This window comes from Arthrobacter sp. 210 2 (genome assembly GCF_059093025.1).
On record NZ_JBNHIE010000008.1, the window covers coordinates 124,201 to 140,585 of the forward strand.

The following is a 16,385-nucleotide window of genomic DNA, read 5'->3' on the forward strand; positions in this document are numbered from 1 at the left end:
CCTGCAGCTGCGCGCCGCCTCCGGCAAAGGCTTACTGCGTGGGGTTCTCCCGCGCCAGGTAGGCCTCCACGGCGGCACCCAGGACATCGCCGTCAGGGAGCTCGTCATTCTCGTCGGCAAGGAGCGAACGCCTGACGATGCCGTCGGCCTTTTCGTCGTAGCGGGTCTCCAGCCGGGACACCACCTGCTGGACATCCTCGGAAGCGTCGATCTGCTCGGCGATCTGGCGGCTGACTTCCCGCCCCGCTTCCCGGAGCCGGTCCGTGGGCAGCATGAGCGAGGTTGCAGCGCCCAGGTACTCCAGGCCGGCAACGGCGGCAGTCGGGTATTCCGCTTCCGCAAGGTAGTGCGGGACGTGAATGACGTAGCCGGCAACGTTCCGTCCGGCCTCCACCAGGCGGAGTTCCAGGATGTGGCCAACAGCGGCGGGGACCTCGACCGTCGGCTTCCACACCGAGATTCCTTCGATCAGTTCCGGCCTGTTGCCGTGCACCGTGACGCCCACGGGCCGGGTGTGCGGCACCGGCATGGGTATGGAATGGATCCAGGTGACCAGGTTGACGTCGAGCTTCTCCACGATGCCCACCACGGCACGGGCGAACCGCTCCCACTGGAGGTCCGGCTCGAAGCCTGCCAGCAGCAGGAAGGGGTTCCCCAGGCCGTCAACCAGCCGGTACAGCGCCAGCCGGGGCTCCTGGTAATCCTGCAGATGGTCCTCGACAAAGGTGAGGTGCGGCCGCCGTGACCGGTAATCGATCAGCTGGTCGGCGTCGAACACGGCCACGGGCTGGGCGTCGAGAGTGTCCAGCAGCTCGGCATTGATCTGCTTCACCACCTGCCCGGCGTCGGCGAATCCGGTGAAGCCCATCACCAGGTTCAGCCCGCGGAGATCGGGGCTGTGGAACAGCTCAATGTTGCTCGCATAGAGCGCATCAGGGTCCAGCAGGGAGCCGGAGATCCGTTCAAGCACGGCATGTTCCTTTCATAGGTGCGGGTGGACATCAATTACAACGCAGGCAGGCAGCCCGGCATTCCGCCGTCCGGTGTGGCGCACATCTCAGAAGATTCTGCCGCCGGGGCGCCAAAGGACTACGATCGGAACTGGCCTGCCGGACGGGCCTGCGTATCTTCGGATGGCGTCCCGAACGGCTGCATCCGGGCATCAATGGCAGAGCGCCTAACATGCATCCCTGCCCGTACCATCTTTCGAGAATTGAGGACTCATCCCTGTGGTCAAGAATACTGAAATCAACCTTAGTACCCTCTCCCGCGACCTTAAGAAGAGCCCCAGCGACGCAGTGGTGATCGGCGTAGGGCAGGGAACCGACGGGCCGGTCCTGCTGGACAACCCGCTGACGGCCAAGTCCGCCGAAGCCCTCACCGACTCCCTTAAAGCATTGGGCGTGACCGGCGCAGCAGACCAGCTGGTGCGCCTGCCCGGCCTTCCCGAAACCGGCGCGGGCATCCTGGTCCTTGCCGGCGTGGGCAAGGTGGCCGCCGGCGCTCCGCTGGCTGCTGAGGCGCTCCGCCGGGCAGCAGGTTCCGCCGTCCGCCAGCTGGCCGGCCTCCCCACCGTCGCCCTGGCATTCCCGACGGCGTCCGTCGCCGATGTTGCCGCGGTCGCCGAAGGTGCCGCCCTGGGCGCTTATTCGTTCACCGAGTTCCGGTCGTCCAGGGATGGGCTGAAGGACCCGGTCCGCAACGCCGTGATTTTCACCGACGTGGCCGAACAGCAGCAGCTCGCCTCAGCCCTGAAGCGGGCCGGCCTGATTGGCAAGGCCGTCAACGCCACCCGGACACTGGTCAACCAGCCGCCCAGCCACCTCTACCCTGAAACGTTTGCCGAGGCGGCGAAGGAACTGGCGAAGGGCCTGCCCGTCAAGGTGACGGTCTGGGACGAGAAGCGGCTGGAGAAGGAGGGCTTCGGCGGCATCATGGGCGTGGGCAAGGGCTCCGCCCGGCAGCCCCGCCTGGTCAAGGTTGAGTACTCCCCCGCCAGGGCGACGTCCAAAATCGCCCTGGTCGGCAAGGGAATCACGTTCGATACCGGCGGAATCTCGATCAAGCCGGCCCTCGGCATGGGCGACATGAAGAGCGACATGGCGGGCGCCGCCGTCGTGCTTAACACTGTCCTTGCACTGGCCGGCCTCGGCCTGCCGGTCAAGGCGACCGCCTGGCTCTGCATCGCCGAAAACATGCCGTCGGGCGCCGCCTCGCGGCCCGCCGATGTCCTCACCATGTTTGGCGGCAAGACCGTTGAGGTCCTGAACACAGACGCCGAAGGCCGCCTGGTGATGGCCGACGGCATCGTCGCGGCAAGCCGCGAGTGCCCGGACGCCATCATCGACGTCGCCACGCTCACCGGCGCGCAGCTGATCGCCCTGGGCAACCGGACCGCAGGCGTCATGGGATCCGACACCGTGACGGCCGCCCTCAAGGCCGCGGCCGACCGCGCAGGTGAACTCGTCTGGCCGATGCCGCTCCCCGAGGAACTGCGCCCCAGCCTGGACTCCCAGGTGGCGGACCTGGCCAACATCGGCGAACGCCACGGCGGCATGATGACCGCCGCCGTCTTCCTCCGGGAGTTCGTCGGCAAGGACAAGGACGGCGGCCAGATCCCCTGGGCGCACATCGACATCGCCGGGCCGTCCTTTAACAACGGAAGCCCCTATGGCTACACGCACAAGCAGGGAACCGGCTGCACCGTCCGCACCCTGGTGGCCTACGTGGAGGACATCCTGGCCGCTGCCGCCTGACGGGGGCCCGGCCGGCGTGCCACGCGGCTTTGTGGCACGGGGGTGATCCCTCCGCCACAAAGCCGCGTGACACTCGACACAAGCGCTCCACAAACACTGTGCCAAGGTGGAGCATGGATAAGTGGTTCGCTAAGGTGAACCACGGTAGTCACAAATGCAAGAGAGTTGCCCTGCTGACATAATCACGGCAGTGCAAGTTCCAAGACCAGATGATGCGCAGGATCGCGTCATCGTTCACGCGAGGGAGCGTTTAAGTGGCCGATCAGGCAACTGCGCAAGAATTCGACATCCTGGTACTCGGTGGCGGCAGCGGCGGATACGCCGCCGCGCTGCGGGCCGTACAGCTTGGCCTCACCGTCGGCCTCGTGGAGAAGGCAAAGCTGGGCGGCACCTGCCTCCACAACGGCTGCATCCCCACCAAGGCCCTCCTGCACTCTGCGGAGCTGGCCGACCACGCCCGTGACTCCGCCAAGTACGGCGTGAACGTCACCCTGGACAGCATCGACATCAACGCCGTCAACGCGTACAAGGACGGCATCATCGCCGGCAAGTACAAGGGCCTGCAGGGACTCATCAAGTCCAAGGGCATCACCGTCATCGAGGGTGAAGGCAAGCTCCAGGGCACCGACACCGTCGTGGTAAACGGCACCGCCTACAAGGGCAAGAACATCATCCTGGCCACGGGTTCCTACTCCCGCACCCTTCCGGGCCTGGAAATCGGCGGCAAGGTCATCACCTCTGACCAGGCCCTGACCATGGACTACATCCCCAAGAGCGCCATCATCCTGGGCGGCGGCGTCATCGGCGTCGAGTTCGCATCGGTCTGGAAGTCCTTCGGCGTGGACGTCACTATCGTGGAGGGCCTGCCCTCACTGGTTCCCAACGAGGACACCACCATCGTCAAGAACTTCGAGCGCGCCTTCAAGAAGCGCGGCATCAAGTTCTCCACCGGCGTCTTCTTCCAGGGCGTTGAGCAGAACAACGACGGCGTCAAGGTCACCCTGGTGGACGGCAAGACGTTCGAGGCGGACCTCCTCCTGGTCGCCGTGGGCCGTGGCCCCGTCACCGCCAACCTGGGCTACGAGGAAGCCGGCATCACCATCGACCGCGGCTTCGTCATCACCAACGAGCGCCTGCACACCGGTGTTGGCAACATCTACGCAGTGGGCGACATCGTCCCCGGCGTCCAGCTTGCACACCGCGGCTACCAGCAGGGCATCTTCGTGGCCGAGGAAATCGCCGGCCTGAAGCCCGTGATCGTCGAGGACATCAACATCCCCAAGGTCACCTACTCCGAGCCCGAGATCGCCACCGTGGGCTACACCGAAAAGGCCGCCAAGGAGAAGTTCGGCGACGACCAGGTGCAGACCCAGGAATACAACCTCGCCGGCAACGGCAAGAGCTCCATCCTCGGCACCTCCGGCCTGGTGAAGCTGGTCCGCCAGAAGGACGGCCCCGTCGTGGGCGTCCACATGATCGGTGCCCGCATGGGCGAGCAGGTGGGCGAAGCCCAGCTGATCGTGAACTGGGAAGCGTACCCGGAGGATGTGGCCCAGCTGCTGCACGCCCACCCCACCCAGAACGAGTCCCTGGGCGAAGCCCACCTGGCACTCGCAGGCAAGCCGCTTCACGGCTAGTTTTCCCCAGCACTATCGAGCCTGTGCACCCGGCACCAAAAACCGGGTGGACAGGCTCACAACAGGCAGCATTCAATCGCACTAAAGATCAATAAGGAGAACGGGGACGTTATGTCTGAATCCGTTAACTTGCCCGCCCTCGGTGAGAGCGTCACCGAAGGAACCGTCACCCGCTGGCTCAAGCAGGTAGGTGACCGGGTAGAGGTGGACGAGCCGCTGCTCGAAGTCTCCACCGACAAAGTAGACACTGAAATCCCCTCTCCTGTAGCTGGCGTGATTGAGGAAATCCTGGTCGCTGAAGACGAGACGGCCGAGGTGGGCGCACCCCTGGTCCGCATCGGCGACGGGTCCGGCAATGGCTCTGCCGCCCCGGCCGCAGAAGCTCCCGCCGCCGCCCCTGCTGAAGAAGCAGCGGCACCCGAAGCCCCTGCAGCACCGGCTGAAGAGGCTCCCGCCCCCGCAGCACCCGCCCAGGAGGCCCCTGCGGCCGGCGGCGGCGAAGGCCACGAGGTCACCCTCCCCGCCCTGGGTGAGAGCGTCACCGAAGGCACCGTCACCCGTTGGCTCAAGGCCGTGGGAGACACCGTTGAGGTTGACGAGCCCCTGCTGGAAGTTTCCACCGACAAGGTGGACACCGAAATCCCGTCGCCGGTTGCCGGTACGCTCCAGGAAATCCGCGTCAGCGAGGACGAGACCGCCGAGGTTGGCTCCGTCCTGGCCGTCATCGGATCCGGCGCCGCCGCTGCACCCGCCGAGGCACCCAAGGCCGCCCCCGCCCCGGAGGCACCTGCACAGGAAGCTCCCAAGGCCGAGGCGCCGAAGGCCGAAGCACCCGCAGCCGCACCGCAGGCAGCGCCCGCACCGGCAGCAGCACCTGCTCCGGCTCCCGCAGCAGCACCGGCAGCAGCCGAGGCCGCACCGGCAAACGGTGGATCCGAGTCCGGCTACGTGACTCCCCTGGTCCGCAAGCTCGCCAACCAGCACGGCGTGGACATTGCGTCCCTCTCCGGCACCGGCGTCGGCGGCCGCATCCGCAAGCAGGACGTCATGGCCGCTGCCGAAGCCAAGGCTGCCCCCGCGGCGGCACCGGCTGCAGCACCTGCCGCGTCCGCTCCTGCAGCGTCCAACGCCGCCGTCTCCTCGCTGCGCGGCACCAGCCAGAAGGCCCCGCGCATCCGCCAGGTCATCGCCCGCCGTATGCGCGAATCGCTGGAGATCTCCACCCAGCTGACCCAGGTCCACGAAGTGGACATGACCAAGGTTGCCAAGCTCCGCGCCCGCGCCAAGAACTCGTTCCAGGCCCAGAACGGCGTGAAGCTCACCTTCCTGCCGTTCATCGCCAAGGCTGTTGCCGAGGCCCTCAAGCAGCACCCCAAGCTCAACGCTGCGTACGACGAGGACAAGCAGGAAATCACGTACCACAACGCCGAGCACCTGGCGATCGCCGTCGACACTGACAAGGGCCTGCTGGTTCCGGTCATCTCCGACGCCGGCAACCTGAACCTCGCCGGCCTGGCCGGCAAGATCGCTGACGTCGCCTCCCGTACCCGCGACGGCAAGATCGGGCCGGACGAGCTGTCGGGCGGCACGTTCAGCATCACCAATATCGGCTCGGTGGGCGCCCTGTTCGACACCCCGATCATCAACCAGCCGCAGGTGGGTATCCTCGGCACCGGCGCCATCGTCAAGCGCGCCGTTGTGGTTGCTGACGAAAACGGTGACGATTCGATCGCCATCCGATCCATGATGTACCTCTCGCTGACGTACGACCACCGCCTGGTGGACGGCGCGGACGCGGGCCGATTCCTCCAGACCCTGAAGGCACGCCTTGAAGAAGGCGCCTTCGAAGCGGATCTGGGGCTGTAACAAGCAACGACGAACGGCGGCGGTGCGGGCAGCGGTGGGAAACCACCGCACGGCCCGTGCCGCCGTCGTTGTTTAAGCGTCCAGGCGCCACCGCGCCGCGAGGCAGGCGCTCCTACTACCGGCTGTAGAACAACTGGTTACACTGGTCCCATGAACATCGTCTATAACATTGTGGTTTTCCTGCATATCGTCGGCGCAGCCATGATCGTGGGCATCTGGATCGGCCAGATGAAGAAGCCCACCGTCCACCCCCGCCAGTTCGACGGCGCCATGCTGCAGCTTCTCACCGGCGTCGCCCTGATGGGGCTCATCCCGGCCCTGGACATGGACGCGAACTACGCCAAGCTGGGCATCAAGTTCGTTATCGCCCTCGCCGTCGGTGTCCTGGCCTTCATCGGACGCCGGAAGTACAAGAAGGGCGAAGCGGTCAGCCCGGGCCTGGCGCACGCTGTGGGTGGACTCGCGCTGCTCAACATCGCCATCGCCACCATCTGGAACTGACCCTTTGACAGGCGCCGTTCCTGGTCCCGGAGTCATAATCCACCAGCAGCGGACACCGGGTGCACCCTCCCGGTGAAGTCCCTAGGATGGGAAGCGGCGGGGTCCAGGCGCCTGCCTGCCCCGGTATGAATCAACTTGAGGAGTGAACATGGCAGCAACACGTTCAGCAAACGCAGTATGGAACGGCAACCTGACGGAGGGCTCCGGAACCACCAGCCTGGCCACGTCCGGCCTTGGCACCTTCGATGTCACCTGGAAGGCGCGCACTGAAGCGGCCAACGGCAAAACCAGCCCGGAGGAGCTCATCGCGGCTGCCCACGCCGCCTGCTTCTCCATGGCTTTCAGCAATGAACTTGCGAAGGCCGGCCACACTCCGGAAGAAGTCCGCACGAAGGCCGATGTGACCTTCGTTCCCGGCACGGGCATCACGGGCAGCCACCTGACCATGTCAGCGCGGGTTCCCGGCATCTCCGAGGATGAATTCCAGAAGATCGCCGCCGAAGCAAAGGTGGGTTGCCCGGTTTCCGGTGCCCTTGCCAGCATCGACATCACCCTGGACGCCACCCTGGAGTCCTGATCTGACGCAGGCCAGACAACAAAGGCCCTGCCTGTCCGGAATGTTCCGGCCAGGCAGGGCCTTTCGTTTGAGTGTCTGAAGCCCCGGGCTCCTAGCTCCCTTGCCGCCGGGCAGGCAGCGGGGCGGGACGGAGCCGGCGGTAGCCTTCCCGTGCCGGCGGCCGGTCCGTGGGCAGTTCCTGGATCATTTCCTTCAGCGCGCCGATGCCGTACTCCAGCTGCGGGTCGCGGCCGGCCGCATACGCGTGCGGCGGGAAGGCCACCTCAATGTCCGGGTCCACTCCATGGTTCTCGACGCTCCAGCCCACGCCGGCGCCGAACCACGTGGCGTAACGGGGCTGGGTGACACCCGTGCCGTCGGCCAGGGCAAACCTGTTGTCGATTCCCACCACGCCGCCCCAGGTGCGGGTTCCGATGACCGGACCGATTCCCCGCAGCTTGGACACCTGGGTGATGATGTCGCCGTCGGACCCTGCAAATTCATCCGCCAGGACGATCACCGGACCGCGCGGTGCGTGGTGCGGGTAGGTGCGTGGCTTTTCGCCCCGGGGCATGCTCCAGCCGGTGACCTTGCGGCCGATCAGTTCAGCTACGAGCTGGGACGTGTGGCCGCCCCGGTTCCGCCGGACGTCCACGATGAGGCCGTCCAGCGCGGTTTCCGTGTCCAGGTCACGGTGCAGCTGCGCCCACCCATTGGCCATCATGTCGGGAACGTGCAGGTAGCCAAAGGTGCCGTCCGATGCTTCCCGGACCGTCCGGCGGTTGGATGCCACCCATTCCTGGTACCGCAGGCGTTCTTCGTCCTTGACGGGAACGACGGCGACGCGCCGCTGGGTGCCGGCGGCACCGCCGTGCCCCGCACCGTTGAGGAGGGTCAGCTCCACGGCACGGCCGGCCGCGCCCACCAGTTGCATGGCAGGCGTGACGGCCGCGGTCAGCGGAACGCCGTCGATGGCGAGCAGGATGTCGCCGGCCTTTGCGTCCACGCCCGGCCTGGCCAAGGGCGAGGTGGCCAGCGGATCGGAGGATTCACCGGCCAGGATGCGGGTGATTTCCCAGCCCGCCGGCGTGTGCGCGAGGTCGGCACCAAGCCGGCCCTGCCCCTGGCTGCCGTTTTCGGTGACCGGGGCCGGCCGGACGTACGCGTGGGAGGTCCCCAGTTCGCCGTGCAGCTCCCACAGCAGGTCCACCAGGTCGTCGTGCGAGCCCAGCCGGTCCACCAGCGGCCGGTAACGGCGGTGGACGCCTTCCCAGTCCTGGCCCGCCATGTCTTCCGCCCAGAAGAAGTCGCGCTGCAGCCGCCAGGCTTCATCGAAGGCCTGGCCCCACACGCTGAGCGGATCCATCATGACGCGGATCCGGCCGAGGTCCACCTTGACCAGTTTTCCGGACTCCTCATCGGCCTTGGCACCGGAAGGAACAACCTGCACCTGCTTGTCGGAGACCAGCACCACCTTGGTCCGGTCCCCGGACATCCGGAAGCTGTCCAGCGATTCCACCAGCGTGGACTGCTTCTTCCGGTCCAGGTCGAACCGGACCAGGCTGGGGCGGGCATCCTTGTCTTCCTGGCTGGCTTTGCCGTCGCCGGTGACGCCCGAGAGCGCCCAGTCCAGCCACAGCAGCGCGCCGTCGGTGGCCGCGAGGGAGGTGTAGTTGCCCTGCGGCACAGGCACGCCGATTACCCGGTGGGCCAGCCCTTCCGCGTCCACCTGGACCTCCGGCACGCCGGAGGGCTCAGCTGACGTTCCCTTTGGCGTTTCGACAACGGTCCCGGCATCCGGGGCGACGGCCGGCCCGAATGGTGACGGCGTCCCGGCCGCGAGTGCCACCAGGTACGGCTTGATGGGGCTGGGGAATGACAGGTCGAAGGAGTGGCCGTCGTAGACCGGGTCAAAACTCCGGTTGGACAGGAACGCAAGGTACTTGCCGTCAGGGGTGAAGACGGGCGATTTGTCGCCGAAGCGGCCGTCAGTGACGTCCACAGGGCCGGCGTCGGGATGCTCAGGATCTGCCAGCCGGAGCCGGCTGCGGGCACCAAAGGACGTGACGGGCTCTGACCAGGCCAGCCACCGCGAGTCCGCGGACCATGCCAGGTCCGCTATTGTCCCCTCCCCGATGCTGGCCATCAGCGACATAGCGCCGGTCCGGGTGTCCGCCACGTACACCTCGCCAAAGGAGGTGCCCAAGGCTATCCAGCGGCCATCGGGGCTGGCCTCCAGCGAACTGGCGCGGGACGGTACGGGTATCGCGAAACGTGCAGCGTCGGTACCGGCGGCCGTTGCCTGCGCCTCTGCCCCTGTCCCGCCGCCCTCCGGGGCGACGTCTGCCTGCTGCGCGTCGGCCTGCAGTGCTTCTGCCTGCCGGCTGTCGCCGGACTGCCCGCCGCCGGCCTGCCGGCCGCCGGGGACAGGGGCGAAGGTGCTGCCTTCAGCAAGGACAGCAGCTCCTGCTGCGGGCACGGGCCGGGGCAACGGCGTGGCTTCCTCCGCACCGGGAGCCGCCTCCGCCGCGTCGGCGCCGGTCTGGGGTTCGACGGCGGCCGGGGCGGGCGCGGGTACGGCCCCGGAAGTGTGGGGCACCGCCGCCACAATGGCCTTGATGTGCAGTGCCTCCACGCCGTCGTGGTCAGCGATGTAGGCAATCCGCCCATCGCCGAGGGGCCTGGGCAGGCGGCCCCGGACGCCGGGCGTGGCTTCAATAATGCGTGACGGGCCATCCTTGTGCCGCAGCCAGTGGATGGTGCCGTGGGCCTCCACAGCGCTTGCCGCGCCGGTGGTGTCCGGCACCACGGCGCCCAGGTGCTTGGACGTCTTGAGAAGGGCAGGGCGCCTGGACTGCGAAGCGGAGCCCAGGGTGATGTCCAGGCGCACGGCGTCCGAGCCAAGATCGGGCAGGACCCACAGCTCACCGGCCGACTCGAAGATCACGCGCTGTCCGTCGGTGGCGGCGTGCCGGACGTAGAAGTCCTCATGGTCGGTGTGCCGGCGCAGGTCTTTTCCGCTGGGAAGGACGGAATAGAGGTTGCCGTAGCCCTCGTGGTCGGACAGGAACGCGATGCGTCCGCCCACCCACATCGGATCGGCGAGGTTGCCGTTCAGCTCCGGCACAAGCCGCTCGAACTCGCCGTTGCCGTCCGTGTCTATCCACAGCTTTCCGGCCGTGCCGCCCCGGTAGCGCTTCCACCAGGCCGGTTCGCGGGACAGTACGCTGCCCACCACCACCGGACGTTCGTCGCCCACTTCCGGGCCGAAGGCCACGGACTCCACCGGACCGAAAGGCAGCTCCTCGGCCCAGCCACCTTCCAGGGGAAGGCTGTAGGCGTACGTGTGCCGGCTTTCGGCCTGGCGGAAAGCACTGGTGACCACCACGGATCCGCCGGCGGTGAACCCCTTCACCCTGGTGGTGCTGTGCCCAAAATAGGTCAGCTGCCGGTAGCCTCCGCCGTCGACGTCCGCGGACACTACCTCCGGCGCCGTTCCCTGCACCACCGTCCACACCAGCTTCTTCCCGTCCGGGGTGAAACGGGGGTTGCGGGCGGGCAGCTGAAGCGCGGAGACACGCCAGGCACGCCCACCGCCCAGGGGCGCAATCCACACGTCGTCCTCGGCCACGAAAGTGACCAGATCACCGTGTAGATGCGGGAAACGGAAGTAGCTGGAAGAAGTCATCGTTCGATCATAGTCAACCCTCCGCCGCCCCTGCGGGACGTGCCAAAGCCCGTGGCCGTGGTGAGATGGAGCATGCGCATCGTCATCGCAGGAGCCTCAGGGCTGCTCGGCACCTCCATGTCCGCAACCTTCCGTGACGCCGGCCATGACGTCATCACCCTCGTCAGGCGGGAACCCGCCTCAGAGTCCGAAATCCGCTGGGACCCCGCCGCCGGCCAGCTCAACCCGGCAGCGCTGGCCGGGGCAGACGCGGTGGTGAACCTTTCCGGCGCCGGTATCGGGGACAGGCCCTGGACCCGCAGGCGCGTGGACGAGCTGTTCAGTTCCCGGGTCGGTGCCACGCGGACGCTCACGCAGGCGATGCACCAACTGGATGTTCCGCCGGCCACGTTCATCAGCCAATCCGGCTCGGGGTACTACGGTGATGCCGGAAACACCGTTCTGCGCGAATCCGCGCCACCGGGAGAGGGCACCCTGGCACGGATCTGCGCTGAGTGGGAAGCTGCAGCGGCCACCGCCCCGGCCGGGGTCCGCGTGGTCATTCCACGGACCGGCGTGGTCTTCAGCCGGACCGGCGGCGCCTTGGGCCGCATGCTTCCATTGCTGCGCCTGGGAGTGGGCGGGCCCTTCGGAAACGGCAGGCAGTTCTGGCCGTGGGTCACCCTGCCGGACGTGTCCGCTGCCTTCCTTTTCCTGCTCGAGTCGCAGGTCCGCGGGCCGGTCAACCTGTGCGCGCCGGAGGACGCCGACGTCAACGCCATCGTGGCAGCACTTGCCGCTGCCCTGCACCGGCCTGCGGTGCTGCGGGTCCCCTCCTTTGCGCTGCGGCTTGTGATGCGGAACCTCGCGGAAGAGCTGCTGCTGTCCAGCCAGCGCATGGAGCCGGCAGTCCTGCAGGACGCCGGCTTCCGGTGGCAGCATCCGGCGCTGGCCCAGGCCGCGCAATGGGTGGCCGGCAAGGAGGGTGCGGGGGCCAGGGGCTAGCCGGCTCCCGTTCCCTCAGCAGGTCATCAGGATCCCGGCAGGATCTCGCTGATCCGCCATGCGCCGTCCACTGAGACCAATACCAGCCGAAGGGGCTGGCCTGTGCTGGCTTCGCCTGCGGCAAGGACCGAGCCTTGGGCATCCTGCTCCTGATAGGCGGAGGTAGCGGACGTGGCACGAACCACGGCATGCGCATCCGTGGCCCCGTTTTCCGTGGCCACACCGGACAGCGAAGTGGCAAACCCGGCCAGGACAAGACCCGAGCTTCGAAGTCTTCCGGCCGTCCGGCTGTCTGCCGCCGCCGCGGGGGAACCGTCAGCGTTAACCTCGCCCAACAGGTCCAGGTTGCCGCGGCTGAAGGCATGGTCCCGCAACGCCGCCAGGCCAACCAGGGCCTGCGCGGGGTCGGCGGCCGCTGCCTGTTGCCTGGCAGCCCCGGCAGGATCGACGGCGTCGCCGGGGTGTTGGCTCTTCGCGGGTGAACCCGGATCCGCAGTGGCTCCGGGTGCAGCGTCACCGGGCGGAAAGAAGGAACTGCCACCAGCCACCGACCAACCGCCCGCGATGGCCAGGACGGCGACGGCGGGCAGGGCCACCCTCAACATCCACCGGCGGATCGGCGGGGCATCACGCAAGCGGCCGGCGTGTTTTCCCCTGCCGGCCGCGGGCTGCCGGGTATCGGGAAATGGCAGCCTGTGGGACCTTGTCCCTTTTCCCGTCCATGGAGATGTCACCACCCGCCGGCGCACGCCCTCGAACTGCTCCTTGATCCGGTTCGGCGAGGACGACGGCGGGACGTGCCTGCGCGTCAGCAGTTCCGGAATCACCGTGGGATGGACGGCGGCCGCCAAATCCAGGGGCCGGGGTGAGGCACTGCGGTAGACGGCGGTGGCCAGGGCGGACGCCGTGGGGCGAAGCCGGCGGTCCTCATTCAGCCCGGACTCCAGGGCAGCAGCCAGTTCCCTGGGCACCCCCGGGACCAGGAGGGACAGCGGCGGACGGTCAGCGGTCCGCGCGGGTGCCTCCCCGGTCAGGCAGTACCAGCCCAGGGCGGCCGCGGAGTAGACGTCGCCTTCGGGCTGCAGGCCTGCACGGACGGCATCGACGGGCGCGGGGTCCATGAAACCGGGAGTTCCGGGGCGTCCTGCACGGCCGGGATCACCGAGCATCCGGGCAATGCCGACGTCGGACAACAGGGGTTTGCCCTGGCCGGTGAACAGCACGTTGCCGGGCGAAACGTCTGAATGCGTGAACCCGTTGGCGTGCAGGTAGCCCAGGGCCTGGGCTATGGGCGTCACCACCGTGACCGTTTCCCCGACGCTGAGGCTGCCGCGGCTGCCCACCAATTGGGCAAGCGAACCGCCGGAGGCATAGTCCATCACCAGGGCTGTGCCGGCTCCCGGGACTCCTTCCACCCGGACGGCGCCGTGGGCTTTGACGAGGTGCTGGTGATCGAGGACGGAGAGGATACGGATTTCGCGTTTTACGGCATCTTCCGTCAGGCCTTCCCCGGCCCGCACCCCGCGCGAAGGCGGGCGGAAGCACTTCAGGGCATAGTCGCGGCCCGTCAGCTTTTCCGTAGCCAACCACACCGAAGCGCTGCCGCCCTGGCCCAGCAGCCGGCCCACTGCGTAGCCAGGAACACTTGGAGCCTGCACATCATCCATCCCCCATGTTTAGCCCAATCCGCCGTTGCCTGCAGAAGTTATCCACAGGCACAGTCCCTTGCCGGGCACATCCGGGGGCGATGGTGAGGTTAGACACTAAACCGGGATCGCCGGGTTCCGGGGTCTAAGCTGGATGCCATGACTCTTGAGTTTTCACAGCTGGGTCTTGCCCCCGACTTCGTCGATTACCAGCAAGCCTGGGACATCCAGCGCGAACTCCATGACAAAGTTGTCGCCGGCGAAACGCCCAGCACCGTCCTGTTGCTGGAACATGCCGCCGTCTATACGGCAGGCAAGCTCACCGAAGACCACGAGCGGCCCTTCGACGGAACGCCCGTGGTGGCTGTGGACCGTGGCGGGAAGCTCACCTGGCATGGCCCGGGGCAGTTGATCGCCTACCCCATCCTCAAGTTGAAGAACCGCGCCGGAATCCGTGACTACGTGGAGCGGCTGGAAGCCATCATGATCGCCGTCATGGACGAGTACGGCATCAAGGCCGAACGGATCAAGGGGCGCGCCGGGGTGTGGGTCAAGGCAGACGCCAAGGGCCCGGACCGCAAGATCGCCGCCATTGGAATCCGCGTCCTCAACGGGGTCACCATGCATGGCATCGCCATCAACTGCAGCAATGACCTCGCACCGTATTCGCAGATCATCGCCTGCGGCATCACCGACGCCGGTGTAACCACCATGTCGCAGGAGACCGGGCGGGACGTCCGCCCGGCCCACATCGTTGACCGCATTGTGGAAGAATTCCGCAAGCACCAAGAAGCACTCGTTTTAAGCCCCGAAGGAGCTCTACTGTGACACTGGCACCTGAAGGCCGGAAGATGCTGCGGATCGAGCAGCGCAATGCGGCCACCCCGGTGGAGCGCAAGCCGGACTGGATCAAGGCCAAGGTCCAGATGGGCCCGGAGTTCGTCGGGCTGAAGAACCTGGTGAAAAAGGAAGGCCTGCACACCGTCTGCGAAGAAGCCGGCTGCCCCAACATCTTCGAATGCTGGGAAGACAAGGAAGCCACCTTCCTGATCGGCGGCTCCGAATGCACCCGCCGCTGCGACTTCTGCCAGATCGACACCGGCAAACCCTCCCCCGTGGACCGGTTCGAACCCACCAAGGTGGCCCGCTCCGTCCAGGCCATGCAGCTGCGCTACGCCACCGTCACCGGCGTGGCCCGCGATGACCTCGAAGACGAAGGCGTCTGGCTCTACGCCGAGACCGTCCGCAAAATCCACGAACTGAACCCCGGCACCGGCGTCGAACTGCTCATCCCGGACTTCTCGGGCAAACCCGAGCACATCGCCGCGATCTGCGACTCGAAACCCGAAGTGTTCGCGCACAACGTCGAAACCGTTCCCCGCATCTTCAAGCGGATCCGCCCCGCGTTCCGGTACGACCGGTCCCTGGACGTCATCACCCAGGGCCGGAACCTGGGAATGGTCACCAAATCCAACCTGATCCTGGGCATGGGCGAAACCCGCGAGGAAATCTCCGAAGCCCTCCGCGACCTGCACGCCGCCGGCTGCGACCTGATCACCATCACCCAGTACCTGCGCCCCTCCGAACGCCACCTGCCCGTGGACCGCTGGGTCAAGCCCCAGGAATTCGTGGACCTGCAGCAGGAAGCGGACGAGATCGGCTTCCTCGGCGTCATGTCCGGGCCGCTGGTCCGCTCCTCCTACCGCGCCGGCCGGCTCTGGGCTACCGCGATGCGCAAAAAAGGACGCGACATCCCCGCCGCCCTCGCCCACATCGCCGACGGCATCCAGGACTCCGGCACCACACGCCAGGAAGCCAGCTCACTCCTGGCAGCGCATTCCTGACCCAGGCTCCCGCCACTGCACATAGCGTCCCCAAGGGCCGGCACCGGAAGATTCCGGCGTCCGGCCTTTGGGCTTAAGTCACGTAGAATTGAGGCACTATGGCGAAATCCCCTGACTCCAGCAACTCCACTCCGGCGGGCTCCAGCGCGGTGAAGCGCGGCCTCTTCTCGCGCAAGCCGAAAGAAGCCAAGGTTAAGAAGCCCAGCCGGCTCAAGCAGATCGGCGAAGTCTTCAACATGACCCGCCGGCATGACCCCATGGTGCCGTGGCTGATGCTGCTGGTCTTTCTTGGCGTTGTGGCTGTGAGCTTCCTGGTGGGCTTCTGGCTGGAAAACTGGATTACCGGCCTGATCATCGGCATTCCGCTCGGCCTGCTGGGCGCCACGCTGATCCTCTCGCGCCGTGCTGAACGTGCCGCCTTCGCGCAGATCGAAAACCAGCCGGGCGCCTCCGGCGCCGCCCTCGGGACCCTTCGCCGCGGCTGGATCACCGAGGAACAGCCGGTGGCCGTTAACCCCCGCACGCAGGACGCCGTGTTCCGTGCCATCGGCCGTCCCGGCGTCGTGCTCGTCAGTGAAGGCCCCACCCACCGGGTGAAGCCGCTGCTGGATGCGGAGCGCAAGCGCCTCGCCCGGATCCTGCCCAACGTTACGGTCCACGTCATCGAGAGCGGCCGCGGTGAAGGCCAGGTGCCGCTCAGCCAGGTTGCCAAGAAGATGGGCAAGCTGAAGAAGGAACTGACCAAGCTTGAGGTCAACGCCGTCTCAAAGCGGATCGCATCGCTGGGGAACAAGCTTCCCATCCCCAAGGGCATCGATCCCTACAAGGCCCGTCCCAACCGCGGACGCTAGACCTGACAGCGCCCCGGTACCGGCCTCCCGCCGGACGCCGGGGCGTTTTTCTTGCC

The 16,385-nt window shown here is 67.0% G+C and carries 12 protein-coding genes; 9 read left to right on the forward strand and 3 right to left on the reverse strand.

Annotated features, from left to right (window positions below; translation table 11 throughout):
- Window positions 1–31: 31 nt before the first annotated feature.
- Window positions 32–970 (reverse strand): proteasome assembly chaperone family protein, encoded by a 939-nt coding sequence (locus tag AC5RWA_RS15600; RefSeq protein ID WP_079597132.1) that lies wholly within the window; start codon window positions 968–970, stop codon window positions 32–34.
- A gap of 259 nt (window positions 971–1,229) precedes the next feature.
- On the opposite strand from AC5RWA_RS15600, the gene AC5RWA_RS15605 reads away from it, so the two are divergent.
- The 5 genes from AC5RWA_RS15605 to AC5RWA_RS15625 all read left to right on the forward strand — a co-directional run bounded on the left by AC5RWA_RS15605 (window position 1,230) and on the right by AC5RWA_RS15625 (window position 7,337).
- Window positions 1,230–2,756, forward strand: coding sequence for a leucyl aminopeptidase (locus AC5RWA_RS15605; protein ID WP_494058240.1), 1,527 nt, complete (start codon window positions 1,230–1,232; stop codon window positions 2,754–2,756).
- 254 nt (window positions 2,757–3,010) lie between these two features.
- Window positions 3,011–4,393, forward strand: a complete 1,383-nt coding sequence (gene lpdA / locus AC5RWA_RS15610) for a dihydrolipoyl dehydrogenase (RefSeq protein WP_079597134.1) — start codon at window positions 3,011–3,013, stop codon at window positions 4,391–4,393.
- A 111-nt stretch (window positions 4,394–4,504) separates the two neighbouring features.
- Entirely contained in the window at window positions 4,505–6,259 is a 1,755-nt protein-coding gene (gene sucB, locus AC5RWA_RS15615) for a 2-oxoglutarate dehydrogenase, E2 component, dihydrolipoamide succinyltransferase (RefSeq protein WP_275726274.1), read from the forward strand.
- A 150-nt stretch (window positions 6,260–6,409) separates the two neighbouring features.
- Entirely contained in the window at window positions 6,410–6,760 is a 351-nt protein-coding gene (locus AC5RWA_RS15620) for an envelope stress response protein PspG (protein WP_079597136.1), read from the forward strand.
- Window positions 6,761–6,908: 148 nt separating this feature from the next.
- A complete protein-coding gene (locus AC5RWA_RS15625) occupies window positions 6,909–7,337 on the forward strand; it encodes an OsmC family protein (protein WP_079597137.1) in 429 nt (142 codons plus the stop codon).
- A gap of 91 nt (window positions 7,338–7,428) precedes the next feature.
- On the opposite strand, the gene AC5RWA_RS15630 is transcribed toward AC5RWA_RS15625, so the two are convergent.
- Window positions 7,429–11,004, reverse strand: coding sequence for a S41 family peptidase (locus AC5RWA_RS15630; RefSeq protein WP_494058241.1), 3,576 nt, complete (start codon window positions 11,002–11,004; stop codon window positions 7,429–7,431).
- 72 nt (window positions 11,005–11,076) lie between these two features.
- On the opposite strand from AC5RWA_RS15630, the gene AC5RWA_RS15635 reads away from it, so the two are divergent.
- Complete coding sequence (locus AC5RWA_RS15635) at window positions 11,077–11,988, forward strand: TIGR01777 family oxidoreductase (protein ID WP_494058242.1); 912 nt, start codon at window positions 11,077–11,079, stop codon at window positions 11,986–11,988.
- 26 nt (window positions 11,989–12,014) lie between these two features.
- On the opposite strand, the gene AC5RWA_RS15640 is transcribed toward AC5RWA_RS15635, so the two are convergent.
- Window positions 12,015–13,655 carry a serine/threonine-protein kinase gene (locus AC5RWA_RS15640; RefSeq protein ID WP_494058243.1) on the reverse strand — a complete coding sequence of 547 codons (1,641 nt, stop codon included), beginning with the start codon at window positions 13,653–13,655 and terminating at the stop codon, window positions 12,015–12,017.
- Window positions 13,656–13,793: 138 nt separating this feature from the next.
- Between AC5RWA_RS15640 and lipB the strand changes: the two genes are divergently transcribed.
- From lipB to AC5RWA_RS15655, 3 genes are all read left to right on the forward strand, one after another.
- On the forward strand, window positions 13,794–14,462 hold the full coding sequence (gene lipB / locus AC5RWA_RS15645; protein WP_494058244.1) for a lipoyl(octanoyl) transferase LipB: 669 nt from the start codon (window positions 13,794–13,796) through the stop codon (window positions 14,460–14,462).
- Window positions 14,459–15,478 (forward strand): lipoyl synthase, encoded by a 1,020-nt coding sequence (gene lipA / locus AC5RWA_RS15650; protein WP_275726283.1) that lies wholly within the window; start codon window positions 14,459–14,461, stop codon window positions 15,476–15,478. Before lipB ends, lipA begins: the two co-directional genes overlap by 4 nt.
- A gap of 98 nt (window positions 15,479–15,576) precedes the next feature.
- Window positions 15,577–16,329: a DUF4191 domain-containing protein gene (locus tag AC5RWA_RS15655; protein WP_079597143.1), complete on the forward strand. Its 753-nt coding sequence runs from the start codon at window positions 15,577–15,579 to the stop codon at window positions 16,327–16,329.
- Window positions 16,330–16,385: the final 56 nt, after the last annotated feature.